The organism is Mycobacterium sp. Aquia_213, assembly GCF_026625985.1.
Taxonomy (GTDB): Bacteria; Actinomycetota; Actinomycetes; order Mycobacteriales; family Mycobacteriaceae; genus Mycobacterium.
Genome location: NZ_CP113116.1, coordinates 2450413 through 2468317 on the forward strand (window position 1 = coordinate 2450413; position 17905 = coordinate 2468317).

General features: G+C 66.0%; 17 protein-coding genes. 10 read left to right on the forward strand and 7 right to left on the reverse strand.

Translation table 11 applies throughout. The features are described 5' to 3' along the window. The first annotated feature begins 23 nt into the window (after positions 1–23). Both LMQ14_RS11520 and LMQ14_RS11525 read left to right on the forward strand, forming a co-directional pair. Positions 24–2780 carry a DEAD/DEAH box helicase gene (locus LMQ14_RS11520; RefSeq protein WP_267735460.1) on the forward strand — a complete coding sequence of 919 codons (2757 nt, stop codon included), beginning with the start codon at positions 24–26 and terminating at the stop codon, positions 2778–2780. Between the two features lie 56 nt (positions 2781–2836). Beyond that, a complete protein-coding gene (locus LMQ14_RS11525; RefSeq protein WP_267734849.1) occupies positions 2837–3613 on the forward strand; it encodes a DUF4333 domain-containing protein in 777 nt (258 codons plus the stop codon). Between the two features lie 4 nt (positions 3614–3617). Here LMQ14_RS11525 and LMQ14_RS11530 read toward each other — a convergent pair whose 3' ends face one another. Continuing rightward, positions 3618–4574, reverse strand: a complete 957-nt coding sequence (locus LMQ14_RS11530) for a 5'-3' exonuclease (RefSeq protein WP_267734850.1) — start codon at positions 4572–4574, stop codon at positions 3618–3620. A gap of 35 nt (positions 4575–4609) precedes the next feature. Between LMQ14_RS11530 and LMQ14_RS11535 the strand changes: the two genes are divergently transcribed. Beyond that, entirely contained in the window at positions 4610–5737 is a 1128-nt protein-coding gene (locus tag LMQ14_RS11535; protein ID WP_267734851.1) for a M24 family metallopeptidase, read from the forward strand. On the opposite strand, the gene LMQ14_RS11540 is transcribed toward LMQ14_RS11535, so the two are convergent. Then, positions 5734–6048, reverse strand: a complete 315-nt coding sequence (locus LMQ14_RS11540) for a DUF2563 family protein (RefSeq protein WP_267734852.1) — start codon at positions 6046–6048, stop codon at positions 5734–5736. The genes LMQ14_RS11535 and LMQ14_RS11540 overlap by 4 nt on opposite strands. Before the next feature lie 14 nt (positions 6049–6062). After that, on the reverse strand, positions 6063–6803 hold the full coding sequence (locus LMQ14_RS11545; protein ID WP_267734853.1) for a DUF5631 domain-containing protein: 741 nt from the start codon (positions 6801–6803) through the stop codon (positions 6063–6065). A 1023-nt stretch (positions 6804–7826) separates the two neighbouring features. Between LMQ14_RS11545 and LMQ14_RS11550 the strand changes: the two genes are divergently transcribed. Continuing rightward, positions 7827–8228, forward strand: coding sequence for a hypothetical protein (locus LMQ14_RS11550; protein ID WP_267734854.1), 402 nt, complete (start codon positions 7827–7829; stop codon positions 8226–8228). Positions 8229–8302: 74 nt separating this feature from the next. On the opposite strand, the gene LMQ14_RS11555 is transcribed toward LMQ14_RS11550, so the two are convergent. After that, entirely contained in the window at positions 8303–8755 is a 453-nt protein-coding gene (locus LMQ14_RS11555) for a hypothetical protein (RefSeq protein ID WP_267734855.1), read from the reverse strand. Between the two features lie 217 nt (positions 8756–8972). After that, positions 8973–9782, reverse strand: coding sequence for a hypothetical protein (locus LMQ14_RS11560; RefSeq protein ID WP_267734856.1), 810 nt, complete (start codon positions 9780–9782; stop codon positions 8973–8975). Positions 9783–10311: 529 nt separating this feature from the next. Between LMQ14_RS11560 and LMQ14_RS11565 the strand changes: the two genes are divergently transcribed. Both LMQ14_RS11565 and LMQ14_RS11570 read left to right on the forward strand, forming a co-directional pair. After that, positions 10312–12858, forward strand: coding sequence for a hypothetical protein (locus LMQ14_RS11565; RefSeq protein WP_267734857.1), 2547 nt, complete (start codon positions 10312–10314; stop codon positions 12856–12858). Between the two features lie 368 nt (positions 12859–13226). Beyond that, on the forward strand, positions 13227–13448 hold the full coding sequence (locus tag LMQ14_RS11570) for a hypothetical protein (protein ID WP_267734858.1): 222 nt from the start codon (positions 13227–13229) through the stop codon (positions 13446–13448). Here LMQ14_RS11570 and LMQ14_RS11575 read toward each other — a convergent pair whose 3' ends face one another. Then, positions 13449–13859: a F420-dependent biliverdin reductase gene (locus tag LMQ14_RS11575; protein WP_267734859.1), complete on the reverse strand. Its 411-nt coding sequence runs from the start codon at positions 13857–13859 to the stop codon at positions 13449–13451. A 35-nt stretch (positions 13860–13894) separates the two neighbouring features. On the opposite strand from LMQ14_RS11575, the gene LMQ14_RS11580 reads away from it, so the two are divergent. Genes LMQ14_RS11580 through LMQ14_RS11595 form a run of 4 tightly spaced genes read left to right on the forward strand, consistent with a single transcriptional unit; the run spans position 13895 to position 17281 of the window. Beyond that, positions 13895–14644, forward strand: coding sequence for an SDR family NAD(P)-dependent oxidoreductase (locus LMQ14_RS11580; RefSeq protein ID WP_267734860.1), 750 nt, complete (start codon positions 13895–13897; stop codon positions 14642–14644). Next, on the forward strand, positions 14641–15804 hold the full coding sequence (gene cbiE, locus LMQ14_RS11585; protein ID WP_267735461.1) for a precorrin-6y C5,15-methyltransferase (decarboxylating) subunit CbiE: 1164 nt from the start codon (positions 14641–14643) through the stop codon (positions 15802–15804). The genes LMQ14_RS11580 and cbiE overlap by 4 nt, the downstream gene beginning before the upstream one ends. Next, on the forward strand, positions 15801–16556 hold the full coding sequence (cobM, locus tag LMQ14_RS11590; protein ID WP_267735462.1) for a precorrin-4 C(11)-methyltransferase: 756 nt from the start codon (positions 15801–15803) through the stop codon (positions 16554–16556). Before cbiE ends, cobM begins: the two co-directional genes overlap by 4 nt. Further along, positions 16556–17281 (forward strand): cobalt-precorrin-6A reductase, encoded by a 726-nt coding sequence (locus tag LMQ14_RS11595; protein ID WP_267734861.1) that lies wholly within the window; start codon positions 16556–16558, stop codon positions 17279–17281. Before cobM ends, LMQ14_RS11595 begins: the two co-directional genes overlap by 1 nt. Here LMQ14_RS11595 and sigC read toward each other — a convergent pair. Next, complete coding sequence (gene sigC / locus LMQ14_RS11600; RefSeq protein WP_267735463.1) at positions 17278–17832, reverse strand: RNA polymerase sigma factor SigC; 555 nt, start codon at positions 17830–17832, stop codon at positions 17278–17280. The genes LMQ14_RS11595 and sigC overlap by 4 nt on opposite strands. Positions 17833–17905 lie beyond the last annotated feature (73 nt).

Sequence of the window (17905 nt, forward strand, 5' to 3'; positions counted from 1 at the left end):
TGACAGCAGCACCGAACGGTGGCGTGACCGAACTGACCGAGCTGCCTCGGTTCGCCGCGGAACTGCCGTTTGCGCTCGACGATTTCCAGAAACGGGCCTGTGCGGCGCTCGAACGGGGCCACGGCGTATTGGTTTGCGCGCCAACGGGTGCCGGCAAAACGGTGGTCGGCGAATTCGCCGTGCACCTGGCGCTGGCCGCCGGCGGCAAGTGCTTCTACACCACCCCGCTCAAGGCGCTGAGCAACCAGAAACACACCGACCTGACCGCGCGCTATGGCCGCGACCGGATCGGGCTGTTGACCGGCGACGTGTCCCTCAATGCCGATGCGCCCGTGGTGGTGATGACCACCGAAGTGCTGCGCAACATGCTCTACGCCGATTCGTCTGCGCTGCAAGGACTTTCCCATGTGGTGATGGACGAGGTGCATTTCCTTGCCGACCGGATGCGGGGTCCGGTGTGGGAGGAGGTGATCCTGCATCTGCCCGACGAGGTGCGACTGGTCAGCCTGTCGGCGACGGTGAGCAACGCCGAGGAGTTCGGTGGCTGGATCCAGACCGTGCGTGGGGACACGACCGTCGTGGTCGACGAGCACCGGCCGGTGCCGCTGTGGCAACACGTTCTGGTCGGCCGGCGCCTGCTCGACCTCTTCGACTACGAGAACGAGAAACCGGCCGCCGATCGTCACCCGAAGGTGAATCCCGAACTGCTGCGCCATATTGCGCACCGCCGCGAGGCGGACCGGATGGGGGACTGGCGTGGTCCTCGCCGGCAGTCGGGACGGGGCAGGCCGGAGCGGCCGCGTTTTTACCGGCCGCCCGCGCGGCCCGACGTCATCGCGACGCTGGACGCCGAAGGGCTTTTGCCGGCGATCACGTTCGTGTTCTCCCGCGCCGGCTGCGACGCCGCGGTGCAGCAGTGTCTGCGCTCGCCACTGCGGCTCACCAGCGAGGAGGACCGCGCCCAGATCGCCGAGGTGATCGACCACCGGTGCGGAGACCTCGCGGAAGGCGACCTCGCGGTGCTCGGCTATTACGAGTGGCGGGAGGGGCTGCTGCGCGGTCTGGCCGCCCACCATGCCGGGATGTTGCCGGCCTTCCGGCACACGGTCGAGGAACTGTTCACCGCCGGCCTGGTCAAGGCGGTGTTCGCCACCGAAACCCTGGCGCTGGGCATCAATATGCCGGCCCGCACGGTGGTGCTCGAACGGCTGGTGAAGTTCAACGGCGAGGCGCATGTGCCGTTGACGCCGGGGGAGTACACGCAGCTGACGGGGCGGGCCGGCCGGCGCGGCATCGACGTCGAGGGCCACGCGGTGGTGCTTTGGCACCCCGCCGAGGAGACCTCCGAACCCTCCGCGGTAGCCGGGCTGGCGTCCACCCGGACCTTCCCGCTGAAGAGCTCGTTCGCGCCGTCGTACAACATGACGATCAACCTGGTCCAGCACATGGGCCCGGAACAGGCGCATCAGCTGCTGGAGCAGTCGTTCGCGCAGTACCAGGCCGATCGCTCCGTCGTCGGATTGGTGAAAGGCATCGACCGCGGCAAGCGGTTGCAAGACGAGATCGCCGCCGAGCTCGGCGGAAGCGACGCCCCGATCCTGGAATACGCCCGGATGCGCGCGCGGATCACCGAGATGGAACGCGCGCAGTCCCGGGCGTCGCGCCTGCATCGGCGACAGGCGGCCAACGAGGCACTGTCCGGGCTGCGCCGCGGCGACATCATCACCATCACCAACGGCCGGCACAGCGGCCTGGCGGTGGTGCTGGAATCGGCACGCGTCGGCGACGACCCCCGGCCGCTGGTGCTCACCGAACACCGTTGGGCGGGGCGGATTTCGTCGGCCGACTACTCGGGTGCGTCGGCGCCGTTGGGCTCGATGTCGTTGCCCAAGCGGGTCGAACACCGCCAGCCCCGGGTGCGGCGCGATCTGGCTTCGGCGCTACGGTCGGCCGCCACTCCGCTGGACGTTCCGTCGCGCCGTCGCGCCGCGGATCCCGACGGCGGCTTCCACGACCCGGAGCTGGCGTCGTTGCGCGACGAGCTGCGCCGCCACCCGGCGCACAACAGCCCCGGCGTCGAAGCGCAGGTCCGCGATGCCGAGCGTTTCCTGCGCATCGAACGCGACAACGCGCAGCTGGAAAAGAAGGTGGCCGCCGCCACCAACTCGCTGGCTCGCACGTTCGACCGGATCGTCGGGCTGCTCACCGAGCGCGAGTTCATTCAAGGCTCCGCGGGTGATCCGCGCGTCACCGACGACGGCCGGCTGTTGGCCCGGATCTACAGCGAGAGCGACTTGCTGGTCGCCGAATGCCTGCGCACCGGCGCGTGGGCGGAGTTGAAGCCGGCGGAGCTGGCCGCCGTCGTCTCGTCTGTGCTCTATGAAACCCGCGGCAGTGACGGCCCCAGCGCTCCCTTCGCCGCCGAGGCGCCCACGCCGCGATTACGGCAGGCTCTGCAGCAGACGGCGAAGTTGTCGTTCGCGCTGCGGGCTGACGAGCAAACTCACCGCATCGCGCCGAGCCGCGAACCCGACGATGGATTCGTCACCGTCATCTACCGGTGGGCGCGGACCGGCGACCTGGCCGGCTCGCTGGCGGCGGTCGACGCGACCGGCAGCGGTTCGCCGTTGTTGGCAGGGGATTTCGTACGGTGGTGTCGCCAGGTGCTCGATCTGTTGGACCAGGTTCGCAATTCGGCGCCGGACGCTGAGGTGCGGGCGACGGCAAAGCGCGCGATCAACGATGTTCGGCGCGGCGTCGTCGCAGTTGATGCCGGGTAGGCTGGCTCCGGGCTACCGTTTACAGGGCCAGGACACAAGGTGATTGAGGAGAAATGATGAGCGGACCACAGGGATCGGACCCGGGCCAGCAGTGGCAACCGCCCGGCGAGGGTGGCGATCGCTCCCAGGAACCGACTCAGGTGGGTCAGGTGGGCACGCCCTGGCAACAGCAGCAACCGCCGACCCAGGAGGGGACCTGGCAGGCGCCGGCGTACACGCCGCCCGCCGAGTACCCGCAGTACCAGCAGCCGACTGAGCACGCCTACCAGCAGCCGTACCCCCAGCAACCGCAGCCGGGATACGGGCAACCCGAGCAGCAGCAGTACGGCCAGTACGGTCAGCCGGGCCAATATGGCCAGCCCGGCCAGTACGCCCAGCCGGGTCAGTACGGTCAGCAGCCCGGCCAGTATGGCCAGCCGGGCCAGTACGGCCAGCCCGGGCAATACGGTCAGCCCGGCCAGTACCCGCAGCAGTACCCCGGTCAACCGCAGAAGAAGCGCTCGATGGGGCTGATCGCCGGCGTGGGCGGGGCGATCGCCTTTCTGCTGATCGCGGTCGTGCTGGTGCTCGGTTTCTGGGAACCCGGCTTTTTCGTCACCACCAAGCTGGACGTCAACAAGGCGCAGACCGGCGTGCAGCAGGTCCTGACCGACGAAACCAACGGGTACGGCGCCAAGAACGTCAAGGACGTCAAGTGCAACAACGGCGCCGACCCGACGGTGACGAAGGGCGCGACGTTCGACTGCGCGGTGAGCATCGACGGCGCTCAGAAGAAGGTGACCGTGACCTTCCAGGACGACAAGGGCACCTACGAGGTCGGCCGGCCGCAGTAGCGCGTCACTGCGGCAACGAGTCGAGCGCTTTCTGCAGGCGGGCAATCGAGGACCCCACGCCGAATTCCGTCGCCAGGGCCGCGGTGCGCTGCGGGTCGGCGGCCACCAGCGGTAGCTCGTCGGTCTGCGTCGACAACGCGATCGGTGCGTCGGTGGCCACTCGCACCACCTGACCTGCGGCTTCGATGTAGTCGGTCGCGCCCAGCAGTTTGGCCCGCACGCCCTTGGCGATGTTGGACTTCGGGTCGTGGGCGGCGGCCAGGATCTGATCCAGCGAGCCGTGCTGAGCCAGCAGGGTGGCGGCCGTCTTCTCGCCGACGCCCGGGACGCCCGGCAGGCCGTCGGACGGGTCGCCGCGCAACAGCGCGAGTTCGGCGTAGGCCGGCCCGGCCCTGTCGATTGGCACTCCGTATTGCTCGGCGACTTCGGGCGGGCCGAACAGGGTGGCCTTGGCCAGGCCGCGGCCCAGGTAGAGCACCCGGACCGGGACCGGATCGTCGGCCACCACCTGCAACAGGTCGCGGTCCCCGCTGACCACGACGACCGGGTCGTGGCGTTCCTTGGCGGCCAGCGTGCCCAGCACGTCGTCGGCCTCGAAACCCTCGGAGCCGGCCGTTGAAATCCCGAACGCGTCCAGGAGCGCCATGATCATGTCGACCTGGGGCGACAGCTCGTCGGGCACCTCCTCGATGTCGGGTGTGCCTTCGGGTTCGGGTTCGGCCACCCGATGCGCCTTGTACGACGGAATCAGGTCCACCCGGAATTGCGGGCGCCAATCCAGGTCGAGGCAGACCGCCAGCCGATGGGGCCGCTGCTGGGTGATGACTGTGGCCATCGAATCGATGAAGCCGCGGACGGCGTTGACCGGCCGGCCGTCGGGGGCGGTGATCGACGACGGCACCCCGAAGAACGAGCGGAACCACATGCTGGCGCCGTCGAGCAGCAACACAGGTGCAGGCATGCGGCTATCCTGCCAGCGCGGTTAGCCTGGCTGCCATGGACTCTCACCGATTCGACGCCGAGGTGTATGCCCGTCGCCTGGCCGCGGCCGCCGCGGCGACCGCCGACGCCGGACTCGACGGCCTGGTGATCACCCCGGGATATGACCTGCGCTACCTCAGCGGCTCGCGCGCCCAGACGTTCGAGCGGCTGACCGCGCTGGTGGTACCGGCTTCTGGTGATGCGACCATCGTGGTGCCGCGGCTGGAGCTGGCTTCGTTGAAGGGGTCGGCCATTTCGGAACTGGGCTTGGCGGTGCGCGATTGGGTCGACGGCGACGACCCCTACCAGTTGGTTCTCGGGGCGTTGGGCGGTGGCCCTTCGGCGACGGCTGTCACCGATTCGATGCCGGCGCTGCATCTGTTGCCGTTGGCCGGGGTGCTCGGCGTGTCACCGGTGCTGGCCACCGACATCCTGCGCACGCTGCGGATGGTCAAGGAGGAGTGTGAGATCGACGCGCTGCGCAAGGCCGGTTCGGCCATCGACCGGGTACACGCGCGGGTGCCGGAGTTTTTGATCCCGGGCCGTACCGAGGCCGATGTTGCCGCCGACATCGCCGAAGCCATTGTCGGCGAAGGGCATTCGGACGTGTCGTTCATCATCGTCGGCTCCGGCCCGCACGGCGCCGATCCGCACCACAGTTATTCGGACCGCGAACTGCAGGCCGGTGACATCGTCGTCGTAGACATCGGGGGAGCCTACGAGCCCGGTTATCATTCCGACTCGACGCGCACCTACAGCATCGGCGAGCCTGATGCCGAAGTCGCACAACAGTATTCGCTGCTGCAGAGGGCCCAGCGGGCGGCTTATGAGGCGGTTCGTCCGGGGGTGACTGCCGAGCAGGTCGATGCCGCTGCTCGCGGGGTGCTGGCCGAGGCCGGACTCGCGGAGTTTTTCGTGCACCGCACCGGTCACGGCATCGGGCTCTCGGTGCACGAGGAGCCCTATATCGTCAGCGGCAATGACCTGCCTTTGACTGCGGGGATGGCTTTTTCGATCGAACCGGGCATCTACTTTCCGGGCCGCTGGGGGGCCCGCATCGAAGACATCGTCGTCGTGACCGAAGACGGCGCGCTGCCGGTCAACAACCGGCCGCACGAGCTCGTCGTGGTGCCGGTGTCTTAGCTGGAGTGGCTGGGTCGCACGGCCCGCAGGTCCCCGGAGTTGTGCGCCTCCATGTCGGTGAAGCTCGCGGCGGCTTTGTAGGCTTTGCCGCCGACATCGGTCAGCGTTTCCCCGTGGGCCTGAAGGCTTTTCACGTGCTTACCGTGGGCCACGCTCACCGCTTCGTGAAACTCCTCTGCCGCGGAAAAGTCGCCGAACATGCCCGACATGAGCGGCCCTCGCGACAGGCGATCAGCCGCGTCCTGGGCGTGCCCGCCGGCGCGGTGGGACTGACTTCCACCCGAGTGCAGTAATCCCGTGTCGACGTACATGGCGGCCCCTTCCGTCAGTGCTGAGCTTGCCCAATTGTCTTGCTGCAGGCCTGGAACCAGGCCAGGTGATAGTTGGCATCGGACTTGTTGCCCACCACAAGCGCTTCGATGGCGGCCAGCAGCTGCCAGTTGCCGACGTCGTGGAAATCGACGTTTTCGGGGTAGCTATCCAGCACGCGGGTGCTGACCTCGCGCAGATGCGCCTGCAGGAGTTCAACCTCTTTGTCCAGCACGCCGGTGCCGCTGGTAGCGGCTTTGGCCAGGGTGTGGGCCAGTCGCGGCAGGCCGTCGCGCCACTGGGTTGCTTGGTTGAGTTCCCAACCGAGTTCGTTGATGTCGGGCAGGCGTCGAGGGCGTGTCGATGTGGGGACCGGCTCGTCTTCCTCGGCAATGTGGTGGATCGGGGTGTAGCCGGCGGCGAGAGTTACTTCGCCGAGCAGGGTTTCGATGGCGCCGCGCCGGCGTTCGGGAGATAGCAGCGTGACCGCGGCCGGGAGCTCGATGCCCGGCGGGATCCAGCCGCTGGCGAGATCGGTTGTGAGGACTGTGGTTTCGTCGGGGCGATCGCCGGCTGCCCAGGCCAGCCGGGGTTGCTGACGGGCGACCGCGGCGACCAGTCGTTCCAGCCGGGCCCGCTCGGCGGCGTTGGCGGATGCGGCGCCGGCGACTGCGCCGGTGGCGGTCGCCGCGACGGCCTCGGTGCCCAGACTCGACGGCGACGAAGGAGTTGCGGGAGGGGGAGTTTGGCGGACCATTGTTGGCCCGGCGGGGCTACTTTGGCCGGCTGAGGGGTGGACCGGCGCGGAGCTTGCCATCGCCGACGGCGGTGGGCTCGATGGGATAACAGGCGCTGAGGCCGCGGGGATCGTCGGCCTTATGTCGGAGGCGTACGCAGGCAGTGGGCCCGCGGGTGCGGCCGGGGCAGCTGGTGCCGATGGTCCCGCGACGACCTGCGGTGCCGGGGTTGCGTCGGGGGCTGCTGCATGTGCGATCGGCGCGGGGGAGTCGTATGTCGGCGCGTTGACCGGGACACTTCCCATGCCAGCGGTTGGCGTCGTCGGCGTGCCCTGCGGTTCCGGGGGTTGAGGTGGCGGCATTGCGCCGGCGGTCGCCGAAAGTGGTGTTCCTGCTTGCATTCCCTTGTCGAAACTGTGCATCAAGTCGGACGGGGTCACCGGTTGGACCGGGCTTGCAGGCGCCGCTGGTGCACCGGTTAGGGGTGTTGGGCCGGCTGCGTGAAGGCTCGGGCTCGGCCCGCTCATCATTGGCGATCCCGGTACGGAAGCGCCGCCCGGGGCTGATGCAGACGGCATAGGGCCCGCGGACGGTGCAGGTGCTACGGGTCCTGGCGATGAAGCCGGGAGGGGGGACCCTTTCAGGCCTCGTGTAAGTCCGGTCGGATTGCTTGAGGAGACGGGAACAACCTGTCCTTCGGGGGGTTTCAGACCTGGCGTGAGATTCGTTGGACCGCGGGCAACGGCGGGGGAAATCTGCCCTGAGGGGGACGGGGTCGATTTCAGACCTTCCGTGAGGTCAGTGGGATTACGGGAGACGATAGGTGCAATCTGCGTTCCAGGACCGGGAGGTGATTCTCCTTGAGGGCCCTCGATGCCAGGGGTGGGGCCAGTCGGGGACCCATGGCCTTGGAGTACGCCTCTCACCTGCTCCTCGAGGTCCTTTTGGTCATCGGGTGCTCTGAACATCCGACCGACGTCAAGGCCGTGGTTTTGGGCGAACTGGCGGGCTGACTGGCCAGATCCTTCGGCATCGAGGATTTGTTGCATCGCGTCAAAGACGTTCCCGGAGTATTTCGCTGCAGCGATGTTGGCAAGCGCCCGATACTGCTGTACTGCGGCGACGATCTGGGGCACTTTGGCTTCCACAGGCTCTTTGGAGTCTTCTATCTCTTTGATTCGCTGATTGCCTTCTGCGGCAATATTGGTCAGGTCGTGCTGGAGGCTGACCATACTGTCGTAGGCGCTGCCGTAGGCGTTCTCCTTGGCGCCGTTCTTTTGAGCAACCTGTCGCGCTTGATCTTCGCCCTGACGGTAAGCATTGCGAAGATCGTCGGCTGTATGCCCCCGCTGGTCGGCGAGGGGACCGGATTGGGCATGACGCAGCGTATCCGCAAAATTCGAAAACCCTGTCTTGATACTTCCCCGATTGGTTCTGCCATGTGAAAGTGCCATCAGATCTTGGTCATCTACCCATTGATCACCAACGATGGGAATTGAGTATTTTCCGGGAGGGAAAATCACTTGCAAAGTCTTTCAACTGTCAACGTAGCCTCATCGGCGGCGCGCACCGTCGGCTCCATTTCTGAATCAGGAGCGCTATTCAGATAGTCAATCGTGAGTTCTGGAAAAAGATCTGTTAGTTTCCGGATGGCCGTTGCGAGCTCGCTTGGTGTTGCCGGTTGGGCGGAAAGCACCGTCCGAAGATGTGTACTTCCTGCGAGAAGCGCTTGTCGACCAGTCAGCGCGTAAACCTGTTGCGCCGTGGGGTCGCTACCCATATCTCGGCCCGTGCTTACCTTGATCGCGCTGTGTACTTTCTCGTAGGCCGCGCACACCTTGGCCTTCGCATCGGCGGTTTGTTGGGCTGTGTAGGTCGGAGGCGATGGAGGTTTGGGTTGCACAGGTCGGAACCAGCCGACGATTGCAATTGCGAGCGTCACCAAGAGAGCGACTATCAGAAATGCGAACATCGGCCACTGTCGCGTGCGTGGCGCTGGCAACGATGGTGGCCAAGATGGCGGGGGCGGCGGCATTGGTGGAGGCGGAGTGAAGTGCGACACGGCCTGATCCTATCGCTCGTCGACGATTGCCAAAGCAATTTGCATACCAGCGCCGTTGCAACGGGAGTACGTTATCCGACCGTATCGCAAGGGATCTGGTGCTGAACTAATCGCACGCGCCGTTCCTCTACCGGCTTGAGTCTGGATCATCGTCATCGCGCTTTTGGTCGGGCAAGATAATGCGTCGACTCGTAACTGGTTTTCCTTCAACACGTTTGACGACCTCGGGAGTCGGCGGCGGAGTTGTGATGCGACCTTGGACGGGAGCACCGTTCTTAACCGAAGGCGCGACAATGCGTTTGGTGTCGGGCTTCTCGTCTTTCCCGCCGCCACCCGCTCCGTGCATGGCGCCCGGCGGCATCATCGGCATCGCGCCCATCCCACCCCTTGGGGCGGAAGTCGGTGCCGACGCACTGGGCGGCGGGACCGAGCCGGTACGCGATGACGCAGGCTCGGTGCCGGCGGACGGAGCGGGAAGCGGATTGAGACTCCCCGTCGGCGTGGTGGCGCCAAGCCCGCCGCCGCCCAAACCGCCACCGCCTGCACCGGCGCCGCTCGTGGAACCCGTCAATTCACCGGGAATTGCCGCGCCGGCTGCAGCCGCTTCTCCGCTGTGCTGCATCGCGCCCATGCCGGCTTGCATCATCTGCTGCCCGATCTGTGCAGCCTGCTGCGGAAGTTGGCTCAACGGCTGCAGCAAACCTTGCATGGCACCTGAGATACCGCCCGCGACGCCAGAGATCATCTGCGGAATCTGCTGCGCCATCTCGGCGGGGCTGCCGACCTTCGCGGCCGACTCTGCTTCATTTGCAGGGAACTTGGCCATGGCGTCACCGATTTTCGCGTCGCGTTCGGCATATCCGGTTTGAGCGTCGCCCATGTCGCGGGGATCGCCGCCATTAGCTGCAAGACCTAGCGCTCTCAGCAGCTGGCTCAAGGGGACCTGACCCGTGGCCAGTTGATCGGGCGTGATCCCCGGTGGCAGCGGACCGCCACTCAACTTGGCCAGGTGCTCGAGAATTATGCGAATTTCATCGTCACCACTCATCGCATCCTCCCGAGCGCCGTCCAGTGGAACTAGGCGCTGCCTTGGTTGGATTGGGGCGCAACGGTGCCCGCGCAGCACGGCTGGACCGCTTCAGTAGCGAACCCGTGCCGGTCAACATGTTCAACCATCCCCAGTTTCAAACTTTCCCATGTCGTCACGATCGCGAAACCGAATCCGTTGCCCGAATGCCGCAGATCCGTCAACTTAACGTGCCCCCATGCCCTGATGGCGAGGCTAATCATGGCATCGTTGCCGGTCAATTCACTGTTACAAGCAACTGCCCGAAACTGGTAGGTAGTACCCACACGCATGGGGGTGTTGACGAACGAGTTGTGGCCAACGCCCGGCCACGGCTAGCGTCGTCCCGCAATCCTTGGGTGAAGTGCGGCGCCCGAACGCACGGGCGACAATCCCGCGCATGCCCATCCTCGCGGTAGACCCGGATGCGCTGTTCGCTGCGGGCAGCGCTGCCGTCGCTACCGGCGATGGTTTGGCAGCCGCAATGGCGGTATTGACGGCTGGTTTCGGAGCCAACACGGGTCTGGATGTCGCCGGTGAGGTATTCGGGCTGTCGTATCAAGGGACAGCGGAGTCGTTGTTAAATGCCGCCGCGGCAGCAATCAATGCGTGCCGGCGCAACGGAGTGATGATCCAAGTCGACGCGTCAAACTGGTCGAAGGCGGAAGCCGCCTCGCGGCTGGGTGGTGGTGCCAGTGTGTTGCAGGCGCCAGCGGAACCGGCGAAGGTCGGCGCGCCAGGGCCGCCGGGAACATTGGGGCCAGGAGAGCCCCCTCCGCTGCTTTGGGCGGTGGTGCAGTCCTTCGTCGACGATGTGTGGCCCGACGGCGATGTGGCGGCGATTCATGCCGCGGCCGGGTGTTGGCGCGCGTTCAGCTCGGCGGTCAGCGGAATGCAAGGAGCGCTCAATGGATCGAGGACGCTGGTCGGTACGCAGCAGATCCCCGAGGGCGAAAAAATTGATCACGTTTTGTCGCAAATCGGCGTCGCGATGGACAAGTTGGGGGCGGGGTGCGTGGCGATGGCCTTCACCCTCGACGATTTCGCCAACCAAGTCGCCAAAGCCCAAAACGATATCCGAAATCTGTTGCACCGCTTGGAGTCGCTGACTGACATCTGGCATGACGTGGTCTCGGTACTCGATGGCGACGCGTTCGAAGAAATCAAAAAGATCGCGCGGGACGTCAACGCCGTATTGCATGACTTGGGCCGGGAAGCAAGGGCTTTCGAGCAGGGGATCAAGCTGCTGATGCAGATGGCCGACGGCCTTGTCGTCGACATGGAAAAGCACATGCGCGGCCAGTTCACCCACTTTCTAGGTGACGCGGTAGGAAACCAGGTCGCCACTGTTTTCGACACTTTCGTGAACGCAAATGAGGGAGTTGTCAAAGGAGCCGCCCAAGCGGCCCTAGGCCTGGGCGATTTAGCAGCGCCGTGGTTGCTCCTCGATCCCAAGGGAGCGGAGACCACGTGGAAGGACATGGTGCAGAGCCAGTTCAAAGCAGGCACGCTCAACCTCATTCTGCATCCACAGGAAGGCGGGGCGGCTAACTTCCAGATGTGGAAATCCCTTCTGCACCTGGATGATTGGAGTACCGCTCGCCCGGGGTTGGGATTCGGGGAGAACCTCTTCGATGGCGCCACGCTTTTTCTTCCTGGAGTCGGAGAGGCCGGTGCGGGGGCGAAAGCAGGATCTGCGGCTGCGCGTGGCGCCGAAGATGCCGCAGAAGGCGCAGGCGCGGCGGGGCGGGTCGGCGAGGTCGGGGAGTTTGCGTCGACGACCGGTGCGCTAGGCGACATTGGCAAGGCCAGCACCAACCTGACGAGAGACCTCGACAACCTCAAACTCGATCTGCCCAAGACAGATCTTCCGGCCGGCGGCCGTCCGGTCAGCGCGCCACCGGTCGAGGCTCCACAGGCGCCGCCACCGCGGCCCGTGGAACCCGCGCCGCCGGGCACGCCAGCACCTCATTCGCCAACGGCGCCGGGCGGATCGGCCCCGGGTCGCCCAGAGTCGCCAGTCGGTCCGCACGAACCAGCGTCAGCACTTGCGGGCGGCCCACGAGAGCCCGCATCGGTGTCGGCCGCACCCACCGAGCACTTACCGCCACGCAATCCGCAGCTCGAAGAACCCAATCCGTCTCGCGTCCCGCTGGCGGCCGATGGTGCTCCGCTTGAAACATCGCCAGCCGCCGCGCCATCAGCGCAGCAGACACCGGCGCTCCCATCTGCGGCACCCAACGGATCGCCGTCACATTTGACGCCTTCCAGTGCGCCATCCGCCGAGCTACCTGCGCCAGGTCGCGGCGGATGGCGCGGGCTCGGCGAGGACGGCTCCTCAGGCGGCCCGCACGTTGCGCCACCAGGCGAAGGAACCCCTCACGGACGTGGCGACGGCCGCAGCGACGCACCAGCATCCCCGCACGACGGAGAGCGGAACGACGGGAAATCGGACGATGGGCGGCTACACGACGGCGAGTCAAACGATGAGGTCGAAGGCGAGGCGCATCAAAGCGAAGGGGATCCGTACGCGCTTCCGCCTCCTGAGCTTGTCTCTCCGCCCCCAAACGGCGCCTTTTTCTGGTCCGGACGAACCTCTGAGGGACTCGGTATTGGGCCTGTATCTGCAGGGGGTAACGGCGCCGCGGATCTGTACGCGGGCTCGCATGAGGGGACCACCTTGGAAGGGCTATTGGAGCGAAATGGTGTAGTGCCGCCCAGGTGGAGCTTTGACGACCCGGCTGCACAAGATTGGTGGTCGCGAGTTTCTGGAATGTTCGCCGAGAACGTCGTAGGCCAGGTTCACGCCGTTATCGGATCGAATCTTCGTACCGGTAGCGTCTGGGAAACAGTCGAACTACCAAGGCTTATGGATAACCCGAATGTGACTAGAATTGTGATCATTGACCCTGAGAACGGTTCTGTGACGATTATCTTCGAGCGCTGAGGAGCTGAACCTTGAACCCAGACACCCTTAACTCCGCGATCGTCGTCGCTGTGAAAGACACCGCTGTTCCAGGGGTAGACAAAACTAAGCTGCTCCGAGTGTTTGGATCAGCCGAGGCAGAAATACTGGGTGTGCAGATTTCCGATCTCATTCGCGAGGCTGTCAGTATGCCCATCGAATGGGGCAACATGACGTTGGAAGAAGGGGTTAACGATATCTTAAGGCGATTTCACGAGCGGCATCCGGCGCTATCGGCGGAAGCGCTTCACGAGATAGGGCGATGCGTTGGGTGGAATCTTCGGTAATCACGACATGATCGAATATTAGATCTGGAGCGATCGGTCGGCGTACGAAGAGGGGAGCATCACGTGAGTAAGAAAATTGGTGGGAAGACTTTTACCACACCCGAAGAACTGGGCCGCAAGCCGCCGACAGAGGATGAGTTAGCGCGCGCCCGCGAGATCTTCGCTGAATTCCGGCGACAAAGAGATGCCGTCCCGCCAGAAGATCGAGTGACCGAGTTGTCACCCAAGTTCTGGGACGAGACTTCAGGCACAGAGTTTGAGCGCCGCGACCCCGAATCGCCTTAGCTATTCGCCGCGGTCGAGCAGATCTGACGACCCGAGCACCCGCTCCACCTGAACTTCGATGACCACGCGCCGGGGATTGGGCCGGGGAGTGCGGTAACGCTGCGCATACCGCAGCTCCGCATCGCGCACGGCATCGGCATCGTTGTTGACCTTGGCGCGGCCCTCAAGCGAAAGCCAGCGCGCGCCGTCGACCTGGCTGAGCACGGCCATCCCCGCCCGATCGGCGTTGACGGCCTTCTGCGAGCCCCCAGTCGTGATCACCCGCGCGATGTGAGTCACGGGGTCGAAGGTGAAACCGACGGCCACCACATGCGGCGAGCTGTCCGCGCGGAGCGTGGTCAGCATCGCCAGATGACGTTCGGACAGAAAGGCCAAAGCGTCGTTGGTGAGCCGTGTCGTGGTGTTCGCCATCACCGCTCACGCTAGCGCAGGTCATAATCGCAGCCGTGGACGACACGGGCGCAGGTCCAGTTCTAATTCTGGGCGGCCGCAGCGAGATCGGCATTGAGCTCGCGCGACGGCTGGCTCAAGGGTCGACGGTGGTGCTGGCCGCACGCCGAGCCGATCAGCTCGACGAGCAGGTCGCCGCGGTCAAAGCAGCCGGCGCGACAGCAGTGCACACCAGGGAGTTCGACGCCGACGACCTGGCCTCGCATGGCCCGTTGATCGCAGAAGTCATCGCCGAGCACGGACCCATCGGCACCGCGGTGCTGGCCTTCGGAATCCTCGGCGATCAGGCTCGCGCCGAGGCCGACGCCGCCCATGCCGTCGCCGTTGTGCACACCGACTACGTCGCTCAGGTCAACATGCTGACCCTGATCGCGAAAGCCATGCGCGCGGCCGACCGTGGATCCCTGGTGGTGTTCTCGTCGATCGCCGGCGCACGCGTGCGTCGGGCCAACTACGTCTACGGCTCGGCGAAGGCCGGCCTGGACGGCTTCGCCAGCGGCCTGGCCGACGCGCTGCACGGCACCGGGGTGCACTTGCTCATCTCGCGGCCCGGATTCGTGATCGGGCGTATGACAGAGGGCATGACGCCGGCGCCGCTGTCCAGCACTCCCGAGCAGGTCGCCGCCGCGACCGCGCGGGCGTTGGCCAAAGGTCGGCGCACGGTGTGGATCCCATGGGCGTTGGGGCCCGCGGCGGCCGTGATGCGGATGCTGCCGCAATTCATCTGGCGCAGGATGCCGCGATGATCGTCGTGGTCGGCATCGGCGCCGACGGCATGCCAGGACTATCGAACGCGGCCCGCATCCAATTGCAAACGGCCACGGTCATTTACGGTGCCGAAAGGCAACTCGGATTGCTCGACGACACGGTGACCGCCGAGCGCAGGGAGTGGCCGTCGCCGATGCTGCCCGCCCTGCAAACACTTCCCATCGACGACGACATTCACATCGTCGCCAGCGGCGATCCCCTCATGCACGGCATCGGCGGCACCCTGATCCGCCTCTACGGCGCCGAAAAAGTGACAGTGCTCCCACACGTGTCGGCGGTGACGCTGGCCTGCGCCCGGATGGGGTGGAACGTCCAGGACACCGAGGTGATCAGCCTGGTCGCCGCACCGCCGAGCACCGCGGTGCGCCGCGGCGGCCAGGCGATCGTGCTGTCGCAAAGCGGCTCCACGCCCAATGTCGTGGCCGAGCTGCTCACCGTGCACGGCCGTGGCGATTCCGCGTTCAGCGTGCTCGAACAACTCGGCGGCCCAGCCGAATGCCGCCGCGACAGCACCGCACGCCAGTGGGCCGACACACCAACCGGCGTCGACGACCTCAACGTGATCGCCATTCGCTACCTGCCCGACGAGCGCATCGCACCCCTGCCCGACGATGCGTTCGCCCACGACGGCCAGATCACCAAACACGGCGTCCGGGCGGTCACCCTGGCGGCACTAGCGCCGCGGCCCGGCGAGCGGTTGTGGGACGTCGGCGCCGGCTCGGGCAGCATCGCCGTCGAATGGTGTCGCAGCTGGCGGGGCTGCAGCGCCGTGGCTTTCGAGCACGACGAGCAGCGTCGCATCAATATCGAATTCAATGCCGCGGCCTTCGGCGTCGCCGTCGACGTGCGCGGCGAAGCACCCGACCAGTTCGACGGCGCCCCAGCGCCTGACGCCATCTTCATCGGCGGCGGCCTGACCCGTCCCGATCTGCTCGACTCCTGCCTTGAACAGCTGCCAAAGGGAGGGCGCCTGGTCGCCAACGCCGTCACCATTGAATCCGAATCGCTTCTGATACAGGCATATTCACGCCTCGGCGGCGAATTGCGACGTTTTCAGCTTTACCAGGGCAGCCCGCTGGGAGCCTTCACCGGCTGGCGTCCGCAATACCCGGTCACCCAGTGGACGGTGACGAAGTGACGGTGTACTTCATCGGCGCCGGCCCCGGCGCCGCCGACCTGATCACGGTCCGCGGCCAACGACTGCTGCAGCGATGCAAAACATGCCTGTACGCGGGTTCGATCATGCCCGACGACCTGCTGGCCCTCTGCCCGCCCGGCGCGAAAGTCGTTGACACCGGCCCGTTGACGCTCGAGCAGATCGTCGCCGAACTCGCCGACGCCGACGCCGCCGGCCACGATGTCGCCCGGCTGCATTCCGGTGATCCGTCGTTGTATAGCGCGCTGGCCGAGCAATGCCGCCGACTCGACGCGCTGCGCATCGGCTACGAAATCGTGCCTGGCGTACCGGCTTTCGCCGCGGCAGCGGCGGCCTTGAAGAGAGAGCTCACCGTCCCGGGAGTGGCGCAGACGGTCACCCTGACCCGGGTATCGACGCTGTCGACAGCGATGCCGGCGGGTGAAGACCTACAAACCCTTGCGCAATCCGGCGGCACCCTGGTGCTGCACCTCGCCGCCGCTCAGATCGACACCATCGTTGCGCAACTGCTCACCAGTGGGTGCCGGACCGAAACACCCGCAGCAGTAGTGGCTTTCGCCAGCTGGCCGCAGCAGACAGTGCTGCGCGGCACGCTCGAAACCATCGCCGGCCAAATGCGCGAGACCGGCATCACCAAGACCGCCGTCATCATCGTCGGCGATGTGCTGGCCGCCGAGGGCTTCACCGACAGCTACCTGTACTCGACCGCGCGCCGCGCCAAAGGCCAACACTGATGCGGGTGCTGCTGCTCGGCGGCACCGGCGAGGGGCGCGCGCTCGCCAAAGCCCTGCACCCCGGCGTCGACGTGATCAGCTCGCTGGCCGGCCGGGTGCCGGATCCGGTGCTTCCCGTCGGTCCGGTGCGCGTCGGCGGATTCGGCGGCGTGGCGGGCTTGCAAAAATGGCTACAAGAAGAAAACATCGACGCCGTCGTCGACGCGACCCACCCGTTTGCGGCCACCATGACCGCCCACGCCGCAGAGGCATGTGAGCGGGCCACAATCCCGCACCTGGTGCTGGCCCGCCCGGCCTGGGATCCAGGCACGGCAGAAGTCGTCGAATCGGACAAAGAAGCCGCGAAAGCCATTGCGCAAAACCAATATTCGCGGATATTTCTCACCACCGGCCGCTCCGGAACAAAAGCGTTCCAAGGCAGCGATGCGTGGTTTTTGATTCGTGCGGTCACCGAACCGGACGTCGACTCGTTGCCGCGCCACCGCCAGCTGCTGTTGTCGCGCGGGCCGTATCGCTACGACGACGAAATCGCCATCATGCGCGATCACCGGATTGACGCCCTGGTGTCCAAGAACAGCGGCGGCGACATGACCCGGGCAAAGCTGGATGCGGCTGCGGCGCTGGACATTCCGGTGGTGATGGTGGACCGCCCACCACTGCCAGATGGAATCAACGCGGTGGGAACCGTCCGGGAGGCCGCGGATTGGGTTGCCGGACTGGGCTAACCGGTCCGGTCGTCGCGTTCCGCGTCGGCCAGCAGGGCATCGCGGGCACGGGCGACGCGGGACCGGATGGTGCCCACGGGGCAGCCACACACGGCGGCGGCGTCGGCGTAGGGCAGCCCGAGCAGCTGGGTCAGCAACAGGGCTTCGCGCTGTTCGCGGGTGAGGTTGGCGATCATCGTCGTCACCTCGACCAGGTCCTCGAAACCGCGCGCGTGCCGGTCGCCGTTGTGCACCTGCTCGGGGTTGGCACCCGCGGCGGAGCGCGGCCGCGACTGGACGTGGCGAATGTGATCGGCGACCACGCGGCGCGCGATCGAGAGCAGCCAGGTGCGGGCGCTGGAGCGCCCGGAGAACCGCTCGATCGCGCCGATCGCCCGCAGGAAGGTTTCCTGAGTCAGATCGTCGGCGCTGCCCGCGTCGGATAGGTAAGTGACGAATCGCCACACGTCTTGCTGAGTGGCTTTGATGAACGCCTCGAGTGCTCGCTCGTTCCCGCGTGCGGCGGCCAAGGCCAGGTCGGTAACGGCCTGGTCGTCGCTGGACGCGGTCATGGCCAACCACCTTAGTTGCGCGGGTTCGGTCAGTCTACGACGGACTGTCGTAGAGTTCGCGCTGGGGTCTGAA